General features: G+C 66.4%; 18 protein-coding genes. 12 read left to right on the top strand and 6 right to left on the bottom strand.

Going from position 1 to position 24,152, the window contains the following annotated elements; translation table 11 throughout:
• Window positions 1–90: 90 nt before the first annotated feature.
• Window positions 91–2,214, top strand: coding sequence for a beta-galactosidase (locus DFR29_RS15540; protein ID WP_243746071.1), 2,124 nt, complete (start codon window positions 91–93; stop codon window positions 2,212–2,214).
• Window positions 2,211–4,574: an alpha-glucosidase gene (ygjK, locus tag DFR29_RS15535; protein ID WP_133819529.1), complete on the top strand. Its 2,364-nt coding sequence runs from the start codon at window positions 2,211–2,213 to the stop codon at window positions 4,572–4,574. The genes DFR29_RS15540 and ygjK overlap by 4 nt, the downstream gene beginning before the upstream one ends.
• A gap of 236 nt (window positions 4,575–4,810) precedes the next feature.
• Here the strand turns inward: ygjK and DFR29_RS15530 are convergent, their stop codons facing one another.
• Window positions 4,811–5,830 carry a delta-60 repeat domain-containing protein gene (locus DFR29_RS15530; RefSeq protein WP_166654122.1) on the bottom strand — a complete coding sequence of 340 codons (1,020 nt, stop codon included), beginning with the start codon at window positions 5,828–5,830 and terminating at the stop codon, window positions 4,811–4,813.
• 464 nt (window positions 5,831–6,294) lie between these two features.
• Between DFR29_RS15530 and DFR29_RS15525 the strand changes: the two genes are divergently transcribed.
• The gene (locus DFR29_RS15525) at window positions 6,295–6,981 is read left to right on the top strand and encodes an ATP-grasp domain-containing protein (protein WP_166654121.1); all 687 of its coding nucleotides are present in this window, start codon (window positions 6,295–6,297) and stop codon (window positions 6,979–6,981) included.
• A 128-nt stretch (window positions 6,982–7,109) separates the two neighbouring features.
• Here the strand turns inward: DFR29_RS15525 and DFR29_RS15520 are convergent, their stop codons facing one another.
• Both DFR29_RS15520 and DFR29_RS15515 read right to left on the bottom strand, forming a co-directional pair.
• Window positions 7,110–9,056 carry an SUMF1/EgtB/PvdO family nonheme iron enzyme gene (locus DFR29_RS15520; RefSeq protein ID WP_133819526.1) on the bottom strand — a complete coding sequence of 649 codons (1,947 nt, stop codon included), beginning with the start codon at window positions 9,054–9,056 and terminating at the stop codon, window positions 7,110–7,112.
• A 26-nt stretch (window positions 9,057–9,082) separates the two neighbouring features.
• Complete coding sequence (locus DFR29_RS15515) at window positions 9,083–10,801, bottom strand: SUMF1/EgtB/PvdO family nonheme iron enzyme (protein ID WP_166654120.1); 1,719 nt, start codon at window positions 10,799–10,801, stop codon at window positions 9,083–9,085.
• 108 nt (window positions 10,802–10,909) lie between these two features.
• Between DFR29_RS15515 and DFR29_RS15510 the strand changes: the two genes are divergently transcribed.
• The gene (locus DFR29_RS15510) at window positions 10,910–12,643 is read left to right on the top strand and encodes a serine/threonine protein kinase (protein WP_133819524.1); all 1,734 of its coding nucleotides are present in this window, start codon (window positions 10,910–10,912) and stop codon (window positions 12,641–12,643) included.
• Between the two features lie 191 nt (window positions 12,644–12,834).
• On the top strand, window positions 12,835–13,263 hold the full coding sequence (locus DFR29_RS15505; protein ID WP_133819523.1) for a GFA family protein: 429 nt from the start codon (window positions 12,835–12,837) through the stop codon (window positions 13,261–13,263).
• Window positions 13,264–13,338: 75 nt separating this feature from the next.
• Here the strand turns inward: DFR29_RS15505 and DFR29_RS15500 are convergent, their stop codons facing one another.
• The gene (locus DFR29_RS15500; RefSeq protein WP_133819522.1) at window positions 13,339–14,601 is read right to left on the bottom strand and encodes an MFS transporter; all 1,263 of its coding nucleotides are present in this window, start codon (window positions 14,599–14,601) and stop codon (window positions 13,339–13,341) included.
• An 83-nt stretch (window positions 14,602–14,684) separates the two neighbouring features.
• Window positions 14,685–15,389 carry a PadR family transcriptional regulator gene (locus tag DFR29_RS15495; protein WP_133819521.1) on the bottom strand — a complete coding sequence of 235 codons (705 nt, stop codon included), beginning with the start codon at window positions 15,387–15,389 and terminating at the stop codon, window positions 14,685–14,687.
• A 313-nt stretch (window positions 15,390–15,702) separates the two neighbouring features.
• Here DFR29_RS15495 and DFR29_RS15490 point away from each other — a divergent pair, with 313 nt between their 5' ends.
• The 3 genes from DFR29_RS15490 (at window position 15,703) to DFR29_RS15480 (ending at window position 18,179) form a co-directional block, all read left to right on the top strand.
• Window positions 15,703–17,259 carry an ankyrin repeat domain-containing protein gene (locus DFR29_RS15490; RefSeq protein ID WP_133819520.1) on the top strand — a complete coding sequence of 519 codons (1,557 nt, stop codon included), beginning with the start codon at window positions 15,703–15,705 and terminating at the stop codon, window positions 17,257–17,259.
• Between the two features lie 63 nt (window positions 17,260–17,322).
• Complete coding sequence (locus DFR29_RS15485; RefSeq protein ID WP_133819519.1) at window positions 17,323–17,715, top strand: VOC family protein; 393 nt, start codon at window positions 17,323–17,325, stop codon at window positions 17,713–17,715.
• A gap of 26 nt (window positions 17,716–17,741) precedes the next feature.
• Complete coding sequence (locus DFR29_RS15480) at window positions 17,742–18,179, top strand: DUF3592 domain-containing protein (protein ID WP_133819518.1); 438 nt, start codon at window positions 17,742–17,744, stop codon at window positions 18,177–18,179.
• A gap of 170 nt (window positions 18,180–18,349) precedes the next feature.
• Here DFR29_RS15480 and DFR29_RS15475 read toward each other — a convergent pair whose 3' ends face one another.
• Complete coding sequence (locus DFR29_RS15475; RefSeq protein ID WP_133819517.1) at window positions 18,350–19,789, bottom strand: hypothetical protein; 1,440 nt, start codon at window positions 19,787–19,789, stop codon at window positions 18,350–18,352.
• A 418-nt stretch (window positions 19,790–20,207) separates the two neighbouring features.
• On the opposite strand from DFR29_RS15475, the gene DFR29_RS15470 reads away from it, so the two are divergent.
• From DFR29_RS15470 to DFR29_RS15455, 4 genes are all read left to right on the top strand, one after another.
• Window positions 20,208–20,651, top strand: a complete 444-nt coding sequence (locus DFR29_RS15470; RefSeq protein ID WP_133819516.1) for a helix-turn-helix transcriptional regulator — start codon at window positions 20,208–20,210, stop codon at window positions 20,649–20,651.
• A gap of 35 nt (window positions 20,652–20,686) precedes the next feature.
• Entirely contained in the window at window positions 20,687–21,097 is a 411-nt protein-coding gene (locus DFR29_RS15465; protein ID WP_133819515.1) for a VOC family protein, read from the top strand.
• A gap of 98 nt (window positions 21,098–21,195) precedes the next feature.
• Entirely contained in the window at window positions 21,196–21,423 is a 228-nt protein-coding gene (locus DFR29_RS15460; protein WP_133819514.1) for a hypothetical protein, read from the top strand.
• An 82-nt stretch (window positions 21,424–21,505) separates the two neighbouring features.
• A complete protein-coding gene (locus tag DFR29_RS15455; protein WP_133819513.1) occupies window positions 21,506–23,893 on the top strand; it encodes an ATP-binding cassette domain-containing protein in 2,388 nt (795 codons plus the stop codon).
• Window positions 23,894–24,152: the final 259 nt, after the last annotated feature.

Raw genomic sequence — 24,152 nt, 5'->3', positions numbered from 1 at the left:
AAATGCATAGAGGCGCGCAGGCGCGCCGGGGTATGTTGATTGGGTCGATTGCGCTGGGAGTGGAGATTCATGCGGGTTTTCTCGGGGGTCGTGCGTTTTATCATACATATGTTCCTGCTTGCCGCAGCCGCTTGCGCAGCAGCCGGCACAGCACCGCAGGGCAACACGCAAGGCCCGGCTGCCAACCGTATCGACCTCGACACCGCGCTGCCGGCATCGCACATGAGCGTCGGCGTGTTCTACTACCCCGAGCAGTGGCCGCAACAGCAATGGTCGCGCGATCTCGGCAACATCGCCAAGCTCGGCTTCGAGTTCACGCATTTCGGCGAATTCGCCTGGACCTATTTCGAGCCAGAGGAAGGCCGCTTCGATTTCGCCTGGCTGGACAAAGCCATCGACCTGGCCCATCGCGCCGGCCTGAAGGTGATTCTGTGCACGCCTTCCGCCGCGGTGCCGGCCTGGATGGGCGAACGCTATCCTGAGGTGTATCGCGTCGACGAACGGGGCCAGCGCCACGAGCACGGCATCCGCGCCGATCTGTCGCTGGCCAATCCACGCTACCGCGACTTTGTGAACCGCATGGTCAAGGCACTGGGCGAGCGCTACGGACACGACAAGCGCGTCTGGGGCTGGCAGCTGGACAACGAGCCGGGCAGCTTCGCCGACTACAGTCCGAGTGCGCAGCAGGCCTTCCGCCGCTGGCTCAGGCAGCGCTATGCCAGCATCGATGCCTTGAACGAGGCCTGGGCCGGTTCATTCTGGAGCACGCGCTACGCGCACTTCGACCAAGTGCGCCTGCCGAATCCGACCCTGGCCGCCGAAGACAAGCTCAGCCCGCACGCCCTGCTCGACCTGGCCCGCTTCCAGGCCGATACCACGGCGCAGTTTCTCGACGGGCAGGCCGCCCTGCTGCGCGAACGCAGCCGCGACCAGTGGATCACCACCAACTACACCAACGTCACCACGGGCACCGATCCGCGCCGGGCCAAAGAACTGGATTTCTCCACGTTTACCCTCTACCCCGTCGCCGGCGCGAATATCCTCGGCGGCGACAGCTACAAGATCGGCAACCCGACGCGGCTGATGGAAGCCATCGGCTACTACGGCAGCCTGGGCCGGCGCTTCGGCCTGATGGAACTGCAGCCCGGCCAGGTCAACTGGTCGGAAATCACGCCGCAGCCGGCGCGGGGCGCGATCCGCATGTGGATGTGGCATGCCTATGCCGGCGGCGTTTCCCTGCTCGGCACCTACCGCTATCGCCACCCGCTGCGCGGCAGCGAGATGTATCACGAGGGCATCGTCGGTACCGACGGCGTGACCTTGTCGCGCAGCGGCAAGGAATTCACCGATGCCTTGCGCGAGGTCGGCAAGCTCACGACGAAAGCCGCACCGCGCCCCCTGCCCGCCCGGCTGGCCGCACGCAAGACCGGCCTGCTCTGGAGCCACGACGTGTACTGGGATCTGGAAATCCAGCGCCAGACGACCAAATGGCAGACCTGGGCGCATCGCAACCTGTACAGCCAGGCGATCAAGAGCACCGGCGCACCGCTGCAGTTCGTCAGCGAAACCGACCGCTTCGCCGACTACCCGTTTCTGGTGGCGCCGGCCTACCAGATGGTGAGCACGGAACTGGTGCAGAAGTGGCGCAGCTACGTCGAGGGTGGCGGCCATCTGATCCTGACGCCGCGCAGCGGACACAAGGACGCCAAGGGGCATTTTCCCGAGGCGCCGTTGGGCAGCCTGGTGGCCGGGCTTGTCGGCGCCGACATCGAAGGTTTCGATGTATTGCCCGACGGCGTCGCCGCAACGGTGACGATGGGCGGACGGTCGCATACCTGGCAGCGCTGGGCCGATCTGCTGGCGCCGCGGCAAGGCAGCGAAGTGCTGGCGCGCTATGCCGGTGGCGATCACGCCGGCAAGGCTGCAGCGGTCACGCGCAGGCTCGGCCGTGGCAGCGTCACCTACATCGGCGTGTGGACGGACGACGGCGTGCTGGAAAGAACGCTGCTGCGCGAGGTGTACCGGCGCGCCGGCGTGGCCATCGAAGACCTGCCGCCCGGCACCTATCTGGAATGGCGCGACGGCCTGTACATCGCCGTCAACTACAACCCTGCCCCGAGCCGGCTGACTTTGCCGCAAAATGCAAAAATACTGCTCGGCAGCAATCCGCTGGCGCCGGCACAGGTGCTGGTGTGGGAAGAAGCCACGCCATGACGCTGCAAACCATTGCGGGCCTGCTGCTCGCGCTGTCGGCAACGGGCCAGGCAGCCGCCGGCGCAGCCGCCAGCCCCTGTGCCGACAGTCAGCTCGACCGGCAGGGCAGCCCCCAGGCCATGCAGGACTTCGATGCCGCCGGAAACCAGCGCTTCAATCCGCTGTTCGATGCCGGAGCCTGGCATGGCTTCCTGCTGCCGGCCGACGCCGCGGACGATGTCGGCTTCACCGGGCCGCTGGTCGTCGCCGAGGAATACGCCGTATTCCTCGCGCAAGGCCTGGACCGGCTGGAACTCAGCGACGCCAGCGGCCAGCGCATCGCGCTGGCGTCCGGCGAAACGCTACGCTGCGCGGCGCCGGGACGCCTGCAGCTGCGCTATCGCCTGCCCGCACTGGAACTCGATCTGGAGCTGCGCTTCATCGGGCCGCGCAGCGCCGCCGTGCGTACCCGGCTGCGCAATTCCGGCACGCAGCATTTGCAGCTCACGCCGCGCTGGCACGGTGCACTGCTGCCGCGTTTCAGCAGCCGCTCGGGCGAGACGGTCGCGGCGCGCTATCCGCGCTGGCAGCCGCGCTGGTCCAGCGACGCCAGCAGCCTGCATCTGGCGCTGGAGGGCGTGGACGATGCCCAGGCGCTGCGTTTCGGCAGCGGCGCGGGCTACCGCATCCAGCGCAGCGAGCCTGCCGAAACCGTCATCGACGGACTGGCGTATGTCTCTACCGGCGCCGCCTGGCAGATCGCGCCGGGCGCAACGCATACCGTGTGGACCGTGCAGAGCTACTACCTGGCCGGCGACGCGGCCACGCGCCTGACGCCTGCGGCGATTGCGGCCGCCTTCGCAGCCAGCGAGAAACGCTGGCAACACTATCTGGCCAGCATCCGCCGCGCGATGACGCCAGCCGAACGTCCACTGGCGATCAAGGCGGTGGAAACCCTGATCGGCAACTGGCGCGCACCGGCCGGCGCACTGCGCCACGATGCCATCGTGCCCTCGACGACCGCGCGCTGGTTCAACGGTGCCTGGGCCTGGGACAGCTGGAAACATGCGGCCGGCGTAGCCCTGGTCGATCCCGTCCTGGCACGCAACAGCGTGCTCGCGCTGTTCGACCATCAGATCGGCGATGCCGACACGCTGCGTCCTCAAGACAGCGGCATGGTCATCGACAATGTGTTTTTTCGCCGCAGCGCCGAACGTGGCGAAGACGGCTACAACTGGAACGAGCGCAATTCCAAGCCGGCCCTGGCTACCTGGGCGGCGTGGGAAATCGACCGGCAGGCGCCGGACCGCGCGTGGCTCGAGGCCCTGTATCCCAGGCTGCTGGCCTATCACCGCTGGTGGTACCGCAACCGCGACAGCGACCAGGACGGACTGGTGGAATTCGGCGCCACGCGCCACCCCGCGCACGAAGACGAACAAGGCCGGCTGCGCTTCACGGTGCTGCAGGCAGCACGATCGCCAGACCCCGGCTGCACGCCTGCCGACACGACGCAAGGCTACGACTGCAAAGGCTACGACCTGTACCGGCGCCTGCAGCACAGCCATCCGGAACTGCAGTTCCAGCTGCCCGTGATCGAAGCGGCCGCCTGGGAATCGGGCATGGACAATGCGGCGCGCTTCTTTCCCCGCGATGCGCAGGGCATGCCGACGCTCGTGCTGGAGAATCGCGACGCGCATGGCCAGCTTGTCGGCTGGTCGATCAACCAGGTTTCCGTCGATCAGAACAGTTTCCTTGCGCAGGAAAAGTTTCTGCTCGCCCGGATTGCCCGCCGCGTCGGTCATGCGGAGGATGCGGCCATGCTGGACGCCGAGGCACGGCAGCTGAGCGAGCGCATCCAGCGCTGCTTTTTCGACCCGGCCAGCGGCTATTTCTACGACCGGGTTCTTGCGCCGGAAACGACGCCGCTGCCGGCAGACAGGGCAAACCGCTGCCCCGGCACCTTGCTGGTCGGACGCGGCCGTGGTCCCGAAGGATTTGCCCCGCTCTGGACCGGCATCGCCACGCCGCTACAAGGCCAGGCGGCGACACGGGTACTGCTCGACAGCAAGGAGTTCGCGACGCCGCTGCCCTTTCCGACCCTGGCGCGCAGTGCGGCCGATTTCGATGCCACCGGCTATTGGCGCGGCCGCGTCTGGCTGGACCAGTACGACTTTGCCCTGCGCGCGCTGGAACGCCAGGGCAGGCAGCGCGAAGCCAGCCGGCTGTGCCAGCGTCTTGCGCAGCAGGCAGACGGACTGGCAGGAACCGCGCCGATATACGAGAACTACAACCCTCTCAGCGGCGAACGCCTGGGCGCATCCAACTTCAGCTGGAGCGCGGCGCATCTGCTGCTGATGCTGCAGCGCTTGCGCTGCCGATAACCGTAGAACAACAGTCCCGGACAGGCGAGCCCGATCGACGCGCGCAGTGTCCCGTCTTGTAAATACGGCGAGGAAATTCCGGCTGGATTTCGCCGGGAGACTAGGCGCGATGAGGAGGCGTAGCAGCGCTACAGCGACGAATCGCAACGACGTATTGCGGCCAAAGACTCCGGAATTGTTTAACGGTATTTGCGAGACAGGACACTAGTAGGCTGCATTGCTCCGATCGTTTTGTGTCACTCGAACGGCGACGCAAAAATGGTATCGCCGACAGCCAGCGGGTAGGCAATGACGCCGCGCGGGCTGGTGGAGAAATAGATGCGGTCGTCGGCCAGCAGCTGCTGCATGCTGCCCACCGGCGCAATCCAGCTGTCCAGCGCAGCGCCGTCGGATGGCGCGAGTTCGGCGTTGCCATTGCGCGGCTTGCCGCCGACCTGGGTGAAATAGCCGCTGACGAACAGGCGCCCGTTTGCCGTCGTACCGACGCCATACACACTGTTATCCGGCGAGGGATTCCATTCGCGCACCTGTACCGGCGTCGTCGACGACACGCGCGCCAGATGACGGCGCGGCACACCGTTGACGCTGTCGAAATAGCCGCCGATGAACAGGTCGCCGTCGGCAGCCGGTGCAATCGACAGCGCCACGAAGGATTCCATCGCCACGTTCCAGTCCGCATCCAGGATGCCCGTGAGCAGCGAGAGCCGGCGCGGCGAGAAATCGCCGTCCGACCTGATGTTGACGTAGAGGTCATTGCCCACGCGCTGCAGCCCGGCGCTGGTCGTCGACGACATGCTCGTGCCCCAGCTCCAATCCATGGTGCCGTCCGGCAGCAGGCGGCGTACCGGCCGTTCCACGCGGTATCCCGTCAGGTGCACGCGGGAGCTGCTGTCGACATACAGGCCGAACACGGCAGACGTATCGGTGTCCGCAACGTAGTCCGTCACGGTGGCGCCGTCGAGCTTGCGCAGACCGTTGCCGACGTCCACGCCGTTGACGCTTTCCAGGTAGCCGCCGACATAGATGCCGCCGTCCGGACCGACAGCCAGTGCATAGGTCCAGCCATCGACGCGAGGCGCCCAGGCCATGTCCATCGAGCCGTCGGGTTGAATTCGCAGCAGGTTCCTGCGATCCACGCCGCCGGCGCGGTCGAAGTTGCCGGCAACGATGAGCGCTCCGTCGGGCTGGTACGCGATCGAACTGATATCACCCGCCACGGTCAGCGGCAGATTCGGCGTGGGCAAGGGTGCGGGCAACTGAGCCTGCGCCGCGGCAGCCAGTGCGCCGACGGCAAGCAGGCACGACAGCGCGCGCCGAACGCTGGGGACAGCTGCAACATGGAAAAACTCCAGGAATTGCGCCGATTCTAGTGTCCTATTTCGCAGATACCTAAATAATTCCCGTGTCTTTCGCCGCGATACGTCGTTGCGATTCGTCGCCGTAGCGCTGCTACGCCGCCTGATCGCGCCTGGTCTCCCGGCGAAATCCAGCCGGAATTTCTTTACCGTATTTACGAGACAGCACACTAGACTGTGCGGCACCAGCACCAGCGCCGTCACCCTGTCTTGCACGGATCTCTTTTCGCATGCACTGGATACTTCAAGCCAATCTTTTCAAGGAACCCGAGTGGGAAACGCTACTGGCTGCGCTTGAGCGTTTCGGGCTTCCGCACAGTATTCACACGGTCGTGCCGTTCGTCGGCGAGCTGTTGCCCGCTCCGGTGCTGGATACCGCCAAGGTAATCTGCCTTGGCTCGTACTCGATGCGCCACTCTGCCAGGCATTTTGGCTGGACGCCGGGTATCTACGATCTTTTCGAGCAAAATTTTCTTGTACAAAAAGACGCATGGGGCGAACGCATGCTCAATTTCGACTCGCAGGTGATCGCTTTCCGCGATGCACGCCTGAGCGAGGCGGCGTTCGTACGCCCCATCGACGATTCCAAATATTTTGCCGGCGGCGTATTCGGTCCCGCGGAATTCGCCGCGTGGCAGCATCGCGTCTGCGATTTGAATCTGGACTATGGCACCAGCTTGACGCCCGAAACGCTGATCCAGGTATGTAGGCCAAAGCTCATCCAGGCCGAGTACCGTTTCTGGATCGTCGGCGGCCAGATTGTCACCCGGTCGCTCTACAAGCGCGGCGCACGCGTTGCCTATTCGTCCGAGGTGGACGAACGCCTCGACAGGTTCGTCGGCGAAGCCATTGCCGACTGGCAGCCGCACCGCGCCTTCGTCATCGATGTGTGCGACACACCGGACGGCCCGCGCATCGTAGAGATCAACACGCTCAACTCCGCCGGATTCTATGCCGCCGACGTGCAGCGCCTGATCGGGGCGCTGGAAGATCTCGAAAGCGATTCGCATGACGTGGCGGCGGCGACGGCGCCGCTGCCAGGCCGCCGGTGAAGCGCAATGCCGGCCGCACAGGCGGCCATTGCTGCCTGTCGCCGAAGTGGAAAAGCAGGCAATCCGCATTACATTCTGGCGGCGGATAGCCGCCGGCCTGCACCGCCATTCATGCCTGCACCGGCCGGTCACATTTCCGCGACGACGCGAAAGCCGACGCTCTGCGCCCGACCACCATTTTCATGGTATACAAAGCGCCGATTCGCCGGACGCATCTGGTCTGGGCCGCTGTCGAAGCCGCCGCCGCGGACCACGCCGCGATTGCAGCCGCGCTGTACGAAGGGTTTTCCGTCCGTCGGCGCGGCGCGGTAATTCTCGGCGTAGCAGTCCTCGGTCCATTCCCAGACGTTGCCGATGGTGTCGTACAGGCCCAGGGCATTCGGCCGATAGGAACCGACGCTGCGCACGTACCATGCGCCGTCGGTGCAGGCCACGGAGCCAGGCCCCCAGGAGTAAGGTTCGAGCTTGCTCTGGTCGGCAATGTTTGCGTAGGCGCAGGCCTGGGCAGGATCGTCGCCCCAGGGAAGGCTGGTCGTGCTGCCGGCGCGGATGACGAATTCGAGTTCGGCTTCGCTGGGCAGGCGGTATTTGCGCCCGGTCTGCGCGCTCAGCCAGGTGGCATAATTCTGTGCTTCGTCCTTGTTGACGCAGACCACCGGATACGTCTCGGCCTGGTCGTAGCCGGTGGTATGCCAGCTGAGCCCCACCTGCCACCACCAGTTGCCCCGCTGTTCGTCGTACGCGTAGCAGGCACTGGTCTGCCTGAGTTCGTCCAGATCGTCGATGGCGGAATTGGCGACGAAGTGCGCCACCCGGCGGCGCTGCTCGTCGTCCGGCGCCGTAGTCAGCCCGCGCGATTCGGCGTAGCGCCGGTATTCCGCCACGGTCACCTCGTACTTGCCGATGGCGAAGGTAGCCAGGGACACCGTGCGCGCAGGCTGCTCGTCGCTGTCGCCGCGCGGGTTGCCACGCTGATAGCTGGCGCCGCGTATCAGCACCATTTCCGGGCCCTGGCCGCCGCTCTTGAGCGGATCGCGCAGGCCGGCGGGCAGCGTACCGGCCGCCGCTTCGGCGCGTACCGATGCCGCAGGAGCATCGTGTGCCGGCAGGCGCAGGTGCACTTCGGTCACCGCGCGTGACTTGATCAATGCCGTGACGACCTGGCTCTGCAGGCCGGGCTTGCGCGCTTCGATCCGGTGCTTGCTGTTGGGCGCCAGCGCCTGCACCGTCTGTGCGCCGCTGCCGATAGGCCGGCCGTCCAGGTGGATCTGCGCGTCGGCCGGCTCTACCGTGATGCGCAGCGTTCCCTCGGCGGCAGCCGCCGGGCTGGACTGGCGCGACGCCGCCAGCGCGATCGACGGGACCGGCGACGACGAAAACCACGGCACCTGGGCACCGCGCGTCTGCGTGGACACTTCCATTCCAATACGATTGAACAACTGCGTTATTTCCAGATCAGGAATCGCCAGCATTTTGAGCAAGGCGCGGGTATACGGCGAATTTCTTCCGTCGCCGTCGGCCGCGGTGGCACCGGCCCGTGTCGCGTAGGCGATCAGGGTGCCGCGCTGTGCGTCCATCGCTGCCAGCCCGCGGCTGCCCGAACGCAGGGCCGAGGGCAAGGGATTGTCGCGGCAGGCGTCCAGTATGACGAGGTTGAGCAAAGACCCGCTGACCTGCATACCTTCGACCACACGGCGCAGATCCAGGCTTCGCCCGGCCACGTCCCCGGCCGAGCGCAGGCCGGCGTTGTCCACCGGCAACAGATAGTTCCGGCCGCCGATTTCCACACCGTGGCCCGAGTAGTAGAACACCGCGATGCTGCCTGGCTGCAGCCGGGCATGAAAGTCGCCGACCTGTCGCTGCATGGCCGCGCTGTCGAGGTCGATGGCACGGGTGACGGCAAATCCCAGCAACTCCAGGCGCGCGGCCACGTCGCTGGCATCGTTGCGTGGATTGCGCAGCGCCGTCTCTGCGTAGGCGCCGTTGCCCATGACGAGTGCCACGCGTTCGGCCGACCACGCGGGCAGACTGAGCAGAACGATCCAGAACAGATTTGCTGCAATCCCGGGCTTCATGGCGCACTCCCCTCATTCATCGGCGGTCATGGATCTGCGGCGACGCGGAATCCGAGATCGCCGCTGCGCAGATCGGGTGCCGCCTGCGCACGCGCACTCTCACTCATGCTGGCAGGCCCGCTGTTCCAGGCACCGCCGCGGCGCGCGCGCGAGGGACAGCGGTCGAGCCCGGACGCCACCGCGGACACCAGCCCGAGCTGGACACGAAAACAATCCTGGGTCCATTCCCAGACATTGCCTGCCGTGTCGTACAGGCCGAAATCATTCGGTGCGAACGACTTCACCGGCGCCAGGCGGCCTTCGAAGCGGCTGCCGCAGCCCTTGCAGTTGGCCCGAGCCTGCCCGACGTCGTTGCCCCACCAGTACACCGTCTGCCGGCCCGGGAAGGCAGCGTACAGCCACTCGATCTCGGTCGGCAGGCGATACTTGCGCCCCGTCTCCTTGCCCAGCCAGGTGCTGTAGCGGCGCGCGTCGTCCCAGCTGACCTGGGTTACCGGAAGATCGCTTTGCCGCTGGCTTCGCGCGACGGGAGGATCGGCGCAGGCGCCGGCATCGACGCACAGCTGGTAGTCGGCGAAACTGACCTCGGTCTCCGCGATGGAAAACGCGCCCACCGCGACCGTCTGCTCAAGCTCGATGCTGCCCGCAGGAATGCGTTGCATGACCGGCCCGAAACCGGTCGAGTGCAGCGGATCCTGGAAATGCCGCTGCGGCTGCGCCGGCTCGCGCACGACCGGCTGCTCCAGCGGTTGCAGGCGCAGCAGGACGGCCGTCGGTGCGCCGGGTTTCACGAACACGATCTTCTCCGCCGGCTGATAGCCGGCCAGGCGCGCTTCGATGCGGCTGTTCACGTTGGCTGGCAGGTCCGCCAGCGTCTGCGCGCCGGTGCCGACGAAGCCGCCGTCGACATACAGCTCGCCCGCCTGGGGCTCTACCCGCAGCCACAGTTCGCCCAGCTCGGAGGCGGCACCGGCCGTTGGCCGGGTCTTGGCTTCGCCGCCCAGCAGCACCACCGGCAACGGCGACGACGAGTACCAGGGAATCTGGCCGCCTGCCGTGGCCCGGGCCACTTCGGCACCGACGCGGTTGAACACCTGCGACAGTTCCAGTCCTGGTTCGACCAGCAGCTTGAGCAAGGCCGCCGTATACGGCGAGTTGCGCCCCTCGCCCTCGGCTGCCGTCATGCCTTCGCTGGCGGCATAGGCGATCAGCGTGCCTTGCCGCGCATCGATGCGGGCCAGGCCGCGGGAGGCCGAGCGTTGCCGCGACAGCGTGGGATTGTCCCGGCAGGCATCCAGGATCACCAGGCTGAGGCGGGGGCCGGCAGATTCCATCTGCTCGACCAGCGCTTTGACATCGATGCCCTGCAACTGCGCGTCTTCGACGGAATGGATACTGCCGTTGTCGACCGGCAGCAGGTAATTGCGTGCCTGGTACTCCACGGCGTGGCCGGCGTAGAAAATCAGGCCGATGCCGCCGGGCTGCAGGCCGGCGCGGAATTCCTTGACCTTGCCGATCATCTGCGCCTGCTTCAGGTCGTGCCCCAGCACGACCTGGAAACGCAGCGGCTCGGGCAGCCCGCGCAGCAGCGCGGCGATATCGTCTGCATCGTTGCGCGGGTTACGCAGCGGGCCGCTGTCGTAGGCCGCGTTGCCGATGACCAGCGCCATGCGCTCAGCGGCTTCGCAGCTCGCCGCCAGCCAGCAGATCGACAGCAGCAGGACATACCGCAGACTCTTGGACATGTGCAATCTCTTGCCTGGCCGAACCTGTTCCATACTGCACTAGCCTGCGGTTGTTGACCGCTGCGCGCTCGTGTAAATCTAGCGTATCTCCACCTTTGGCGTCTTCCCATGTCTGTCGAAGCCCTGCCGTCGGGAACGAGACTCGAGGGCAATCTCGAAATTCGCCGGGTGCTGGGACGCGGCGGTTTCGGCATCACCTATCTGGTCCACGACCACGACCTGGAGCGCGATTTCGTCGTCAAGGAATTCTTCCCGCATGGGTTGGCCCGGCGCGCCGGTGTGCGCGTGGTTGCGCTGGAAAACAGCGCGCTGATGGAAGATTTCCGCCATTTCCTCGGCCGCTTCCGCGACGAGGCGCGGATGGCTGCCAGCATCGATCACCCGAACCTGGTCAAGGTGCATCGTTATTTCGCCGCCAACGGCACGGGCTATTTCCAGATGGACTGGCACGAGGGCGAGACGCTGCAGACCCTGTTGAAGCGCCAGCCGACTCTGTCGGCGAGCGAGGTCGTGAAACTGGTCGGGCCGTTGCTGGACGGCCTGCAGCGGCTGCACGAGGCGCAGCTCATCCACCGCGATATCAAGCCCGGCAACATCTACCTGCGCAGCAACGGGCAGCCGCTGCTGCTCGATTTCGGCGCAGCCCGCACCGCCGCCAACGGCTGCTTCAGTCCACAGCTGACCGTGATCCTGTCGCCGGGCTATGTCCCGCTGGAACAGTATTCCGTCGACGGCAGCGCCCAGGGCCCGCATAGCGACATCTACGGCGTAGGCGCGGTCATGTACCGGCTGCTGACCGGATCAGATCCCGATGACGCGAAGAAGCGCAGCGCGCAAAGCAACGAAGAGCGGCTGCGCGCCTCGTGCAGCGCGCGCGCGCCGGCGCATGTGCCGCGGGCGCTGTGCGATGTGGTGGATCGCGCGATGGCCGTGGACGCCGGCGCGCGTATTGCCGATGCGCCGGCACTGCGCCGTGAAGTGCTGGCGGCAATGGCCAGCCACGCCGGCCTCGTGGTGCAGTCTGGACCGCCGGCCGGGCCGGGCTCGCCTTCGGCACCGGCGGCAACCGCTGCCGGCCGCTGGACCCGCCCTGCACTGGTCAGTGTTGCTGCCTTGCTGGCGATTGCCTTTGTCGGCGTGTCGATCGGCTGGCGCCAGAACCGACTGCAACCCGCGGCCGAAGCCAGCCGCCCCGCCGCTGCCGCAATGCCGGCTCCGCCCCGCGTCGCTTCGCCGCCCGGACAGGAAAGCAGCCCGCCGCCATCGCAGTCCGCAACAGCGGCGGCGGCAGCGGCGTTGCCGCCAGTCGACGATATGGTGCAAAAGATACGGGCCAGCCTTGCCGATCGGGACCTCACCGTTACCGTTGCACTAGACCCGCCACGGTCGAGTTTTGTCGAAGGCGAGCTGATTTCCATCGGTTTCAGCACGCGGGAAGCCGCGTATGCCCTGGTATTCGTCTACAGCCAGGACCGTAGCGTGACCATGCTGTATCCGAACGATTACGCCGAAGGCGAAAAGGTAAAGCCGGACGTGATGAACTGGGTTGGCGGCGAGCGCAAATTCGTCATCCGCGTCGTGCCGCCGTTCGGTGTGGACACGATACACGTCGTGGCATTCCGCAATCCCGACGATGTGAAGCTGCTGCTCGGCGCGCTCGACATCAAGAAGACGGCAAGAGACCTGTTTGCGATCGAGCGTTCCAGCCTGGAACGCTCGATATCGGCGCTCCGTTCGCGCGGCCTCGCTGTCGAGAAGCGCAACGACGCGATACAGGAGGGAGCCCGATCCGGCTGGGGCGATGCCGTCGCCGCGATTGCGACGCGTGCAGGCCTGCACTAGCGGCACTACCGAACCCGCAGGCGACGGAAAAAAGCACTACGTCGCCGCGCCTTCCATGCACGCAGGCACATGCCTGGCGAGCACGCCCAGCGGCATGGCGCCCTGGCCGGGCACGCATATGATGTAATTTAAACAATGTATCTTTTTTGTCACCGACACTAGTGCACGACACAGCACAGGATTTGTACAGAATGAGCGATACAGCGCAACCCACCATATCGCTGAGCGGAGGCTGCTTTTGCGGGCTGGTCCGCTACCGCATCGCCGCCCCCTTGCGCAGCGCCCGCAGCTGCCATTGCTCGCGCTGCCGCAAGGCCTTCAGCGGCGCCGGCTCGGCCTATGCCGAAGTCGAGCCCGGGTGTTTCGCCTGGGAAAGCGGCGAAGACCAGTTGACCCACTACGCCACCATGCCGGGCTGGGGCCTGAGCTTCTGCCGCAGCTGCGGCACCACCCTCTGCGGCAGGCAGGACGAACGCGTCCATGGCGTTACCCTGGGCTCAGTCGACGGCGATCCGGGGGTCGCGATCGAAATGCATCTGTTCGTCGGCTCCAAGGCGCCGTGGGATCACATCGGCGGCAACGCCGCGCAGTTTGCCGGGTTTCCGCCAACGGCGGAGTAGCGGCAGTCGCACGCGATTAGCGTTGCCCGGCCAACGCGCGGATCACCTTCGCCCTCAGCAACGGCGACCGGCCGCTTACTGCCGTTCGGCCGTGGCCGCGGCGACCGGACTGGCGGCTGCTTGCTGCGGATGCTCCTCGGCCGAGGTGACGCGATGTACCCAGAAGGCCGAGCCCAGCGCCAGACCCGCCGCAATCCAGCCCACCGTGCCATAGCCGGCGATATGGCCGCTCGCATCGGTTGTCAGCATCAGGCCGCCCAGCCACGCACCCAGGCCGGTGCCCAGCGACATCACCGCACTGTTGGCGCTGAGGAACGAGCCGCGCTGCGCCGCCTGCGGCACGGTGGTCTGCAGGGCCTGCAGCGGCACCATGCGCCCGTTCATCGACACCATGAAGAACGGGAAGAACAGCAGCATCGCGATGAAGCCCACCGCCGGCAGATGGGTCATGAACAGCACCGGCAGCAGCGACAGCGCCACGGCAATCTGATAGATGCGGTGCTTGCCGTAGCGGTCGGCCAGGCGCCCTATCTGGCGCGAGGTGAAGAACGCCGCCACGCCGCCGGCCATGTACATCCACGACAGCTGTGCCGGATCGATGCCATGGTTGGCCACCAGCACCGGCGAAATGAACGGAATGACCAGCATCTGCGACACGGTCAGCATCAGCGTCAGGGCGAACGCGTTCAGGTGGCGACGCTCTGCCAGCAGCCGGAACAGGTTCGGCAGTACCTGGGACAACGCTGCCGGCTGGCGCGACAGGTGCTGGTTCAGCGCCGGCACCAGGCGCGAACCGCCGATCCAGACGATGACCGACAACGCCACCAGCAGCCAGAACGGCGCCGACCAGTGGAAATGTGCACCAAGCAGCACGCCGGCCGGTACGCCGAGGACCGAAGCAATGGCGAAGGACGTCATCACCGTGCCGGTGGCCACCCCACGGCGCTGCGCCGGGATCACGTCGGCAATGATGGCCATGATGATCGAGCCGAGTACGCCGCCGCTGATGCCGGCGAACGCGCGCGAGACCAGCAGTAGCGCATAGCTGTCGGCCAGCGCGCAGGCCAGGTTGGACAAGGCGAACAGCGCGTACATGGCCAGCAGCAGCCGGCGCCGGTCGAAACGGTCGATATAGGTGGCAGCGAGCAGGCCGGACAGGCCGGCGCAGATCGAATAGGCCGATACGGCGGCAGCGAACTGCGCCGCCGAAACCTTCAGCGCCTGCATGATCTGCGGCCCCAGCGGCATCATCACCATGAAATCCATGATGAGGGTGAACTGGGTCAGCATGAGCAGCCAGAGCAGGCGGCGCTCTTGTACTTGAGTCAGCGAATACATGGGAATCCTTGCGGCCGCGGTGGCCGCGACAAGGGGAACGTGTTCAGTCGTGGTGTATGCGTCTTGTGCACGAGGAAGCCGGGTCAGCTGCCCTCGCCTTGGCCTTCGATTTCCCGCGCCGCGCGCTGCAGGATGGCGGCGATGCGGCGCTGTTCGTCGGCGGGAATGTCGTCCCTGCGGTACAGCGCGGACTTGATGGCGTGGCGCGCCCGGACCAGCTCGGGTATCCAGCCGCCTTCGTCGTCGGCCGGATCTTCGCCGGCCAGCGCACGCCGCACCGAATCCATCTTGCGTGCGATGTGGCGCAGCTTGGCGAACATCATGTCGACGCGTTCGCGATTGGCCGCGAGATGGACCCGGCCCAGTTCGGCCAGCGCATAGCGCTTGCGATTGCCTTCGACTTCGACGGTGACGTAGCCGAGTTCTTCCAGATAGGTCAGCGCCGGATAGACCATGCCCGGGCTGGGGCTGTAGAAGCCGTTCGACTGCGCCTGCAGTGCCTTGATCAGTTCGTAGCCATGGCTGGGCTTGTCGTCGAGCAAGGCAAGCAGCAGCGACTGCAGGTCATCGGAAGTGAACTTGCGGCCGCTGGGAAACCCGTCGCTACCGTCGAAGCCGCCGCCGAAGCCGCCACTGCCCGGCCCGCCGAAGCCGCCTCTTCCTCCACCGCCGCCACCGCGCCGGCTGCCGGCGCATTGCACGAACGGTGGCAGGAAGCCAGCGGGCAGGCGCGAGAAACTGCCGCAGTCGTAGGGCCATCGACGCCCCGGTATTGAGTGATATGACATTGGCGAGGCGTCCTTACTATCGGAAGATATGTCTTAAGATATATATCTTGCGATATACCGTCAAGCACTGACAGCACCGCCGGAGACCGCGCCAGCAGCCCCTGTCGGCCAGCCCCTGCCGAGCCACTGGCGCTGAGCAGGCACAACGGAAGCCTGCGGCGCTGCCCTGCCCGTTCCTGCTAATCTTGCGCCGGCGTCGCAAGCCGCCTCCGGGTCCGCGGGAAGGGTTCAACCCACTTGTCTGTCGCGTCAATCCATTGACCTTTATGCAGCCGGGCTTGCGGACCTTCGGCATCAGTGCATGGAGGTTGTCATGAAAGACCTGCCCGAACGCCCGCACCTGGGCCATCTGAAGAAACAAGCCAAAGAACTGCTGCACGCGTATCGCCAGCGCGATGACGCGGCACTGGCGCGGCTGCGCGCGGCATTGCCTGCCGCTGCGGGACGCGACGACGCTGCCATCGTTGCCCTGCAACTCCGCCTGCACGACGCGCAATCCTGCCTCGCCCGCGAATACGGTTTTCCGTCCTGGGCACTGCTGAAGGACTACGTCGACGCGCAGGCCGCGCCGGCGACCGACGCGGCAGCCCTGCTGAGCCGCTGGCAGCTGTGGACCTTCGGTGCCGGCTATCACGGCGCGAAGCCACTGCTGGCGGCACGCCTGCTGCACGAGCATCCGCAACTCATCGCCGGCAATGCGACGCTGGCCTGCGCCGTCGGAGATGTCGCCACGGTGCGCCGCAAGATCGCCGACGATGCGCAATGGGCGCGCACGCGCGCGCCGGGCGAGACCATGTCGCCGCTGGTCTGTGCGTGCTTCTCCGGGCTGATCCAGTTGCCGCCGTTTGCCCAGGGCATCCGCCAGACCGTCGCGCTGCTGCTGGCAGCCGGCGCCGATCCACGCGACACGACCATCGACACGACGTTTCCCGACAACCTGCTGAGCGCGCTGTATGGCGCGGCAGGACGCAACCACGATGCAGCGCTGACCCGCCTGCTGCTCGCCGCCGGTGCCGAGCCTAACGACAACGAATCGCTGTACCACGCCGTCGAAGCCGACGACGCCAGCTGCGCGCGCCTGCTGCTCGAAGCCGGCGCGCGGGTCAGCGGCTGCAACGCGCTGTATCGCGCGCTGGATTTCGAGCGCCCGGCGACCCTGCGCCTGCTGCTGGCCCATGGCGGCGACGCGAACGAACGCGCGCCGCTGGGCAGCCCGCTGCTGCATGCTATCCGCCGCCGCCGTTCGGCCGAAGTCGTGCGGATATTGCTCGATGCCGGCGCCGATGCATCGGCACGCACGGCGCACGGCGTCAGTGCGTACCGGCTCGCGCGGCGCATGGGGCTGAGCGACGTCGCCGAGCTGTTGCACGGGGCACGTGTTGCCGGCGACGACGACGACACCGAAGCCTTCATCGCCGCCTGCGCGAGCGCCGACCAGGCCGCCGTGCAGGCGATGCTGGCGCAGCGCCCGCGCCTGATCGACGCGCTGAGTTTCGAACAGCTGCATCTGCTGCCCGACCTCGTGGCGGAAGGCGCCGACGCGGCGGCGCGCCTGATGGTCGAATCCGGCTGGCCAGTCGCGGTGCGCGGCGGCGACTGGCAGGCCAGTGCGCTGAATCTCGCCGTGTTCCGCGGCAACAGCGTGCTCGCTGCGTTCCTGCTCGCCCATGGTGCGCGCCATGACGAGCGCCACGGCTACAACGACAACGTCTACGGCACGCTGAGCTTCGCCTCGGTCGCGCAACCGATAGCCGGCGGCGACTGGCTGGGCTGTGCCCAGGCATTGATCGACAGCGGCGCGCCGCTGCCCGATGCGCACTACGATTTTTCGGACGATGTCGCCGAGTATTTCGCGGAACTTCGCGCCTGAGCCAGGCATTCACGGCGGCGAGTGCAGTCACTCGCCGCCTCTTTCTTCGCAGCGAGGCGTAGCATGAGCAATCACAACAAGAACGGCGCCGTCGTGTTCGTCAAATACCTCGAACGCTGTGTCGCGTTCTATCGCCACACGATGGCACTCGCCGTCACGCATGAAGAAGCCGGCCTCGTCGTGCTCGAAAGCGACACCATGCAGCTCGTCATGCACGCCATACCGCCGTCTATCGCCGGCACGTTCGAGATCACCGATCCGCCGCAGCCGCGCGAAGACGCGAGCGTGAAGCTGTTCTTCTACGTCGACGACTTCGCCGCCGCCCGCAGCACCGCGGCCGAATACGGCGGCCGCGTGCAGGCGGCGGACAAGGAATGGGCCTGGCGTGGCTTTCGCGCCTGCGACGGTGTCGATCCCGAAGGCAACGTGGTGCAGATCCGCAGGATCGAATACTGATTTCAGCAACCGACCGGACGACTGCCATGACCAGCGCGATACGCCGCCTGATGCTTCCGGTGCCAGCCTTGCTGATCGGCCTGCTGGCCCTGAGCTATTCCGCCCTGCTCTATCAGGAAAGCCGCAGCGTCGAGCAACACGGCGTGCTGGCTCCGGTACAGGCCATCCAGAACACCAAGAAGATCAAGCGCAGCGGCGACCGCATCACCTTCCGCGCCGACATCACCTTCATCGGCCAGGACGGCCGCAGCCTTACCGCCAAAGCAGCGATCTCCGACAACGCGCTCGACGGATTTGGTGCAGGACACCGTATCCAGGTGCGCTACCTGGCGGACCGGCCGGACGTCATCCGCATCGTCGGCGACGAAGACGAAGGCAGCAGCTGGCTGCTGGTCATCGTCGGCTGTGCGGCGCTGGTCTACGGCAGCCACGGCATCTTGCGGGCACTGCAGCGCAGGAAGTAGCGTGCCCGCAGCCGCGCCGGACGCCGCATCCGCTACTGTTCGCCGCTCCGGCACCGCCGTGTAATTTATATACCGCGCCGCGCGCATCCGCCGCCCCCGCCGCTGGATGTACGCCGCACATCGACTGCCCGGGCCTACCTCGAACCGCAGGCAGGCAGCCGGACTGCGGCCTATCCCTTCATCACATGCACCTCGGTACTGTTCGAGGTTCCGCCGGCCTTGCGGATGGCAAACACATCGCGGTCCCCGCTCACGCGCAGCGACCAGGTGTCGTCGATCTCGTGCAGCGCGGTCTTGGTCTGGATGGCGAACTGCCGGTAGTTCGCCTGTGCAGCGAGGATGTGCAGCTCGCAGGTGCCGGAGCCCGCACCATTTTTCATAAAGGCAAAAATATCGCCATTGCGGGCGATATCGAACGTCCACCTGTCGTCTGTCATATGCAGCGCCGTCCCGGCCTGTATCGCGAATACCTGGTAGTTGGCCGAGGCCGCCAGAATATGTACTTCGGTCATGCCGGTACCCGTGGCGCTTTTCTTGATCGCCACCACGTCGCGATTGTGCGCGATGGCAAAGGCCCAGCTGCCGTCGGTAGGCGCCAGCGCCGTGCGGCTCTGCAGCGCGAAGGTCTTGTAGCCGTGGGCAGCCGACAGCACGTGTACCTCGGTGGTGCCACTGCCGGTGTTGTTCTTGTGGATAGCGAATACATCGCGGTTCGGCGCGATGCCGAATTCCCAGTTGCGGTCTACCGGGCCCAGCGCAGTCGCCGTCTGCACCGAAAACTGCCGGTAGCCACTGTCCGCGCTCAGGATATGGATCTCGGTGCCGCCGCTGCCGGTATTGCCGGTCTTGATCGCCACCAGATCGCGGTTGGACGCCAGCACAAAGCGGTAGTTGCCGTCCCCTGCCACCAGCGCAGTGCCGGTCTGCAGCGAGAACACACCATAGGCTGCCGGCGGTGGCGGGGAATCGATCTGCAAGCGGCCTGCGACCAGTTCGACCTGGTCCTTGCCTGGCACGCGCCGGAAAGTCGGGCCGCCGGTGATGCGCAACGGCGTCAGCTCGCGGCGGAACGGCCAGGGCGGGCCGGCATAGCAGCCTCCCGATGTGAGCGAGATATTGCCGATGCTGAACACGTTTTCCAGCGCCGCCTGCGCAGCGGGAGTCAATTCGCGCCGACGGTCTATCACGTGGCCATCGACCACCATCACTGCCGTCCGGGAAAACCCTGCGCCTGCCAGCGTCGCGGCGGCCGTCACGGCCGGCAGTACGCTGCCCGAGGCCAGGTCGACGAGTCCTGCCGAGACCACATCGGCGGCGAGCATCGCCGCGGCTGCGGGGCCGCTGGCAAAGCCGGCCGCGCCAGCGGTCGATAGCGCAAGGATCGCCGCGCCCACCACGAACAGCACGGGCTTCACGGCGTCCCAGTTCGTGATCCGGTCCTTTTCGTCGAGAAAGATCGCCGCCTTGAGCGTGAACCAGACCGCGCCGGTGTCGCGGACAAACGACTGCCCGGGCTGGATCACATCGAAATACAGCGGCCCCACCTGGCTCAAACTGATCTGCAGCGGCCAGATGGTTTCATTCTTGATGGCAAAGCCTGGCGTAAGCATCGAGTTCCCCTGATTGCCTTGCATGGTCGGAAAGCAGCACGCATGCAGCGATACGTCGCGCGGCTGCGGCGGGCTCGCAAAATCCGCCGCCGCAAACTGGACCGCATGGCCATGGGCCGCCTTCTCGGTAACAGCGAAGCGACAAGCATGGGGACCATCTATCGCCATGCAGGCTCGCGTGCGCGAAGACGTGCACGAAACCACTGCGGCCACCGCGCTGCGACCGGGCCATTCGCTGCGCCCGCTGCGGACCAAAAAACCGACACGAAACGAGGCACGACAGCGCGCAGGGTGCGATGCGCGACGCGTATAGCGCCCGGCGGTCTGTGCACGGCGGAAGACATCAGCGGCCCCGGCGGGTGAAGGCCGGTCTGCACGGGCTTGAGGGGGTCAGCCGCCGCATGGCACGATCCTGCCGATGAGCCGCACACCTGACGAAGCGCAGCATCTGCACGACCTCGCCAAGCTGCGCCGCGTGCGCGACCGGATCGACCGCGACTACGCCCAGCCGCTGGATGTCGAGGCACTGGCCCGCGGCGTGAACCTGTCGGCAGGACACCTCAGCCGCCAGTTCCGTCTCGCCTTCGGCGAGTCGCCCTACTCCTATCTGATGACGCGGCGCATCGAGCGCGCGATGGCGCTGCTGCGCCGTGGCGACCTGAGTGTCACCGAGGTCTGCTTCGAGGTCGGCTGTTCGTCGCTGGGCACCTTCAGCACGCGCTTTGCCGAGCTGGTCGGCGTACCGCCCAGCGTGTATCGGCAGCAGTCGGCGGGCGCAACGGCGGAGATGCCGGCCTGCATGGCGAAACAGGTGACCCGGCCGATCAGGAATCGAGAAGCGCCGCCCGCGAACCGCCGCTAGCATGGCCGTGCCCTAACCCAACGAGCAGGAACGCCATGAACATCACCATTCACGCCAGCTTTCTCCCGCAGAACGACCCCGACGCTGCGCTGGCCTTCTATCGCGACACCCTCGGTTTCGAGGTGCGCAACGACGTCGGCTACAAAGGCCTGCGCTGGATCACCGTCGGTCCTGCCGGCCAGCCCGGCACGTCCATCGTGCTGTATCCGCCGGGCTCGACGCCGGGCACCACCGAAGACGAGCGCCGCGCCATCGCCGAGATGATGGCCAAGGGCACTTACGCCTCCATCCTGCTGGCCACGCCCGACCTCGACGGCGTCTTCGCACGGCTGCAGGCCAGCGATGCGGAAATCATGCAGGAGCCCACCGACCAGCCCTACGGCGTGCGCGACTGCGCCGTGCGCGATCCCGCCGGCAACATGATCCGCGTGCAGCAGTCGCGCTGAACCCTCCGCCAATCACCACTGCCGCCGCCCCACGCAGAACAGGCTTTACGCGCGCAGGGCCGCGGTTGTGGGATTGCTGCTTTCGACAGGAGCCTGCCATGAACGTGAACAGCTGGATCCGCCACTTCCACCGCTGGGTGGCGATTGCCTTTGCGGTCAGCGTCATTGCCACCTTCGCCGCCCTGGCGCAGGAGAAGCCTGTGGTCTGGGTGTCGTACGTACCGCTGCTGCCGCTGGCCTTGCTCGCCATTACCGGCTTGTATCTGTTCGCGCTGCCGTATATCGCCAGATGGCGCAGCGGAGGGCCCGCCGCCGACGGCCACTAATCCTGCCCGACGCAGACCGGAGCGAAACCGGCATCGCTGCAATCCGCCGCGCCGGCAGCACTACCCCACCGCTGGAGACACGATGAGCAAGACCACCCGCAAGGATGCTGCGCCGCCCGCGCTACCTGTCGCCGATCGCCGCGATCTGATCCGCGTGCGCGGCGCGCGCGTGAACAACCTCAAGGATGTGAACATCGAGCTGCCCAAGCGCCGGCTGACGGTATTCACCGGCGTCTCCGGCTCGGGCAAGAGCTCGCTGGTATTCGGCACCATCGCGGCAGAATCGCAGCGCCTGATCAACGAAACCTACAGCGCCTTCGTACAGGGCTTCATGCCGGCGCTGGCACGGCCCGAGGTCGATCTGCTGGAAGGCCTGACCACGGCGATCATCGTCGACCAGGAGCGCATGGGCGCCAACGCCCGCTCCACCGTAGGCACCGCCACCGATACCAACGCGATGCTGCGCATCCTGTTCAGCCGGCTCGGCAAGCCGCATATCGGCCCGCCCAACGCGTTCGCCTTCAACGTGCCGTCGGTACGCGCCAGCGGCGCGATCACGGTCGAGCGCGGCGGCAGCAAGACCGTGAAGCAGAGCTTCAGCCGTACCGGCGGCATGTGTCCGCGCTGCGAAGGCATGGGCAAGATCAGTGACATCGACCTCAGCCAGCTTTACGACGACAGCAAGTCGCTCAACCAGGGCGCGCTGACCATCCCCGGCTACAGCATGGAAGGCTGGTACGGCCGCATCTTCAACGGCTGCGGCTTCTTCGATGCAGACAAGCCGATCCGCAAGTTCACAAAGAAAGAACTGAACGATCTGCTTTATAAAGAAGCGACGAAAATCAAGGTCGACGGCATCAATCTGACCTACCAGGGCGTGATACCGCAGATCCAGAAATCGTTCCTGTCCAAGGATGTCGACGCGCTGCAGCCGCATATCCGCGCCTTCGTCGATCGCGTGGTGACCTTCGCCACCTGCCCTGACTGCGGCGGCACCCGGCTGGCCGAGGCGGCGCGCTCCTGCAAGATCGGCAAGCTCAGCATCGCCGACGCCTGCGCCCTGCAGATCAGCGACCTGGCGGCCTGGGTGCGCGGCCTGCACGAGCCGTCGGTGGCGCCGCTGCTACAGGCGCTGCAGGACACCCTGGCCTCATTCGTGGAGATCGGCCTGGGCTATCTGTCGCTGGACCGGCCGTCGGGTACGCTGTCCGGCGGCGAGGCACAGCGCGTCAAGATGATCCGCCACCTCGGTTCCTCGCTGACCGATGTGACCTATGTCTTCGACGAGCCGACCATAGGCCTGCATCCCCACGACATCCAACGCATGAACGAGCTGCTGCTGCGCCTGCGCGACAAGGGCAATACCGTGCTTGTCGTCGAGCACAAACCGGAAGCGATCGCGATTGCCGACCACGTCGTCGACCTGGGCCCCGGCGCCGGCTCGGCCGGCGGTACGGTCTGTTACGAAGGCAGCGTCGATGGCCTGCGCGCCAGCGGCACGCTCACCGGCCGCCATCTCGACGACCGCGCAGCGCTCAAGCCCAGGCCGCGCAAAGCCAGCGGCAAACTGCAGATCCGCGGGGCGACAGCCAACAATCTGCAAAAGGTCGATGTGGACATTCCGCTGGGCGTGCTGTGCGTGGTCACCGGCGTGGCGGGTTCGGGCAAAAGCTCGCTGGTACACGCATCGATTCCCCCAGGCGCGGGCGTGGTTTCCATCGACCAGGGTGCCATCGGCGGCTCGCGGCGCAGCAATCCGGCCACGTATACCGGCCTGCTCGATCCAATCCGCACGGCCTTCGCCAAGGCCAACGGCGTCAAGCCGGCACTGTTCAGCGCCAACTCCGAAGGCGCCTGCTCCACCTGCAACGGCGCCGGCGTGATCTATACCGACCTGGCCATGATGGCCGGCGTCGCCACCACCTGCGAAGACTGCGATGGCAAGCGCTTCCAGGCCGCGGTGCTGGAATACCGCCTCGGCGGCCGCGACATCAGCGAAGTGCTGGCCATGTCGGTGACCGAGGCGACGGCGTTCTTCGCGGCGGGCGCGGCCAAAACACCGGCAGCCCACGCCATCCTGTCGCGCCTGGCCGACGTCGGGCTGGGCTATATCGCCCTGGGCCAGCCACTGCCCTCGCTGTCCGGCGGTGAGCGGCAGCGGCTCAAGCTGGCCACGCACATGGTTGAGAAAGGCGGCATCTACGTACTCGACGAACCGACCACCGGCCTGCACCTGGCCGATGTCGCGCAGCTGCTCGGCCTGCTCGACCGGCTGGTCGATGCCGGCAAGTCAGTCATCGTCATCGAGCACCACCAGGCCGTCATGGCCCATGCCGACTGGATCATCGACCTGGGCCCCGGCGCCGGCCACGACGGCGGCCGCGTTGTTTTCGAAGGCACGCCGGCAGCCCTGGTCAAGGCTCGCACCACGCTGACCGGCAAGCATCTGGCGGCTTACGTCGGCGCCTGAGTATCGACAACGCGTTCAGCCGCGGCGCGAAACTTTTACACACACGGCATGCGCAGGCATCGCACGACGGCGGCAGCCAGGCATCGCATGCCCTGTCTGCCGCCCGTGCAGCCCGCCGAACCGCAAGCGACTGCCGCATGCGCCGGCGCACACGGCGTTCCTGCCTGGCGATGTCCGTCCGTACGCCCTGCCCCACAGCATCCATACGCCAGGCCAGCGGCCGTTGCCCGGCGGCATATGCCACAGCGGCATTTGCCAG

This window comes from Tahibacter aquaticus (assembly GCF_004363655.1).
Lineage (GTDB): Bacteria > Pseudomonadota > Gammaproteobacteria > Xanthomonadales > Rhodanobacteraceae > Tahibacter > Tahibacter aquaticus.
The sequence above is the reverse complement of the archived record's forward strand: the minus strand, read 5'-3'. Positions and strand labels throughout refer to the sequence as shown.

What these genes read in the sequence shown, in the direction of transcription:
- ygjK (WP_133819529.1), top strand. Translation starts at nt 2,211, where the DNA reads ATGACGCTGCAAACCATTGCGGGCCTGCTGCTCGCGCTGTCGGCAACG.
- DFR29_RS15520 (WP_133819526.1), bottom strand. Translation starts at nt 9,056, where the DNA reads ATGAAGCCCGGGATTGCAGCAAATCTGTTCTGGATCGTTCTGCTCAGT.
- DFR29_RS15515 (WP_166654120.1), bottom strand. Translation starts at nt 10,801, where the DNA reads ATGTCCAAGAGTCTGCGGTATGTCCTGCTGCTGTCGATCTGCTGGCTG.
- DFR29_RS15510 (WP_133819524.1), top strand. Translation starts at nt 10,910, where the DNA reads ATGTCTGTCGAAGCCCTGCCGTCGGGAACGAGACTCGAGGGCAATCTC.
- DFR29_RS15505 (WP_133819523.1), top strand. Translation starts at nt 12,835, where the DNA reads ATGAGCGATACAGCGCAACCCACCATATCGCTGAGCGGAGGCTGCTTT.
- DFR29_RS15500 (WP_133819522.1), bottom strand. Translation starts at nt 14,601, where the DNA reads ATGTATTCGCTGACTCAAGTACAAGAGCGCCGCCTGCTCTGGCTGCTC.
- DFR29_RS15495 (WP_133819521.1), bottom strand. Translation starts at nt 15,389, where the DNA reads ATGTCATATCACTCAATACCGGGGCGTCGATGGCCCTACGACTGCGGC.
- DFR29_RS15490 (WP_133819520.1), top strand. Translation starts at nt 15,703, where the DNA reads ATGAAAGACCTGCCCGAACGCCCGCACCTGGGCCATCTGAAGAAACAA.
- DFR29_RS15485 (WP_133819519.1), top strand. Translation starts at nt 17,323, where the DNA reads ATGAGCAATCACAACAAGAACGGCGCCGTCGTGTTCGTCAAATACCTC.
- DFR29_RS15480 (WP_133819518.1), top strand. Translation starts at nt 17,742, where the DNA reads ATGACCAGCGCGATACGCCGCCTGATGCTTCCGGTGCCAGCCTTGCTG.
- DFR29_RS15475 (WP_133819517.1), bottom strand. Translation starts at nt 19,789, where the DNA reads ATGCTTACGCCAGGCTTTGCCATCAAGAATGAAACCATCTGGCCGCTG.
- DFR29_RS15470 (WP_133819516.1), top strand. Translation starts at nt 20,208, where the DNA reads ATGAGCCGCACACCTGACGAAGCGCAGCATCTGCACGACCTCGCCAAG.
- DFR29_RS15465 (WP_133819515.1), top strand. Translation starts at nt 20,687, where the DNA reads ATGAACATCACCATTCACGCCAGCTTTCTCCCGCAGAACGACCCCGAC.
- DFR29_RS15460 (WP_133819514.1), top strand. Translation starts at nt 21,196, where the DNA reads ATGAACGTGAACAGCTGGATCCGCCACTTCCACCGCTGGGTGGCGATT.
- DFR29_RS15455 (WP_133819513.1), top strand. Translation starts at nt 21,506, where the DNA reads ATGAGCAAGACCACCCGCAAGGATGCTGCGCCGCCCGCGCTACCTGTC.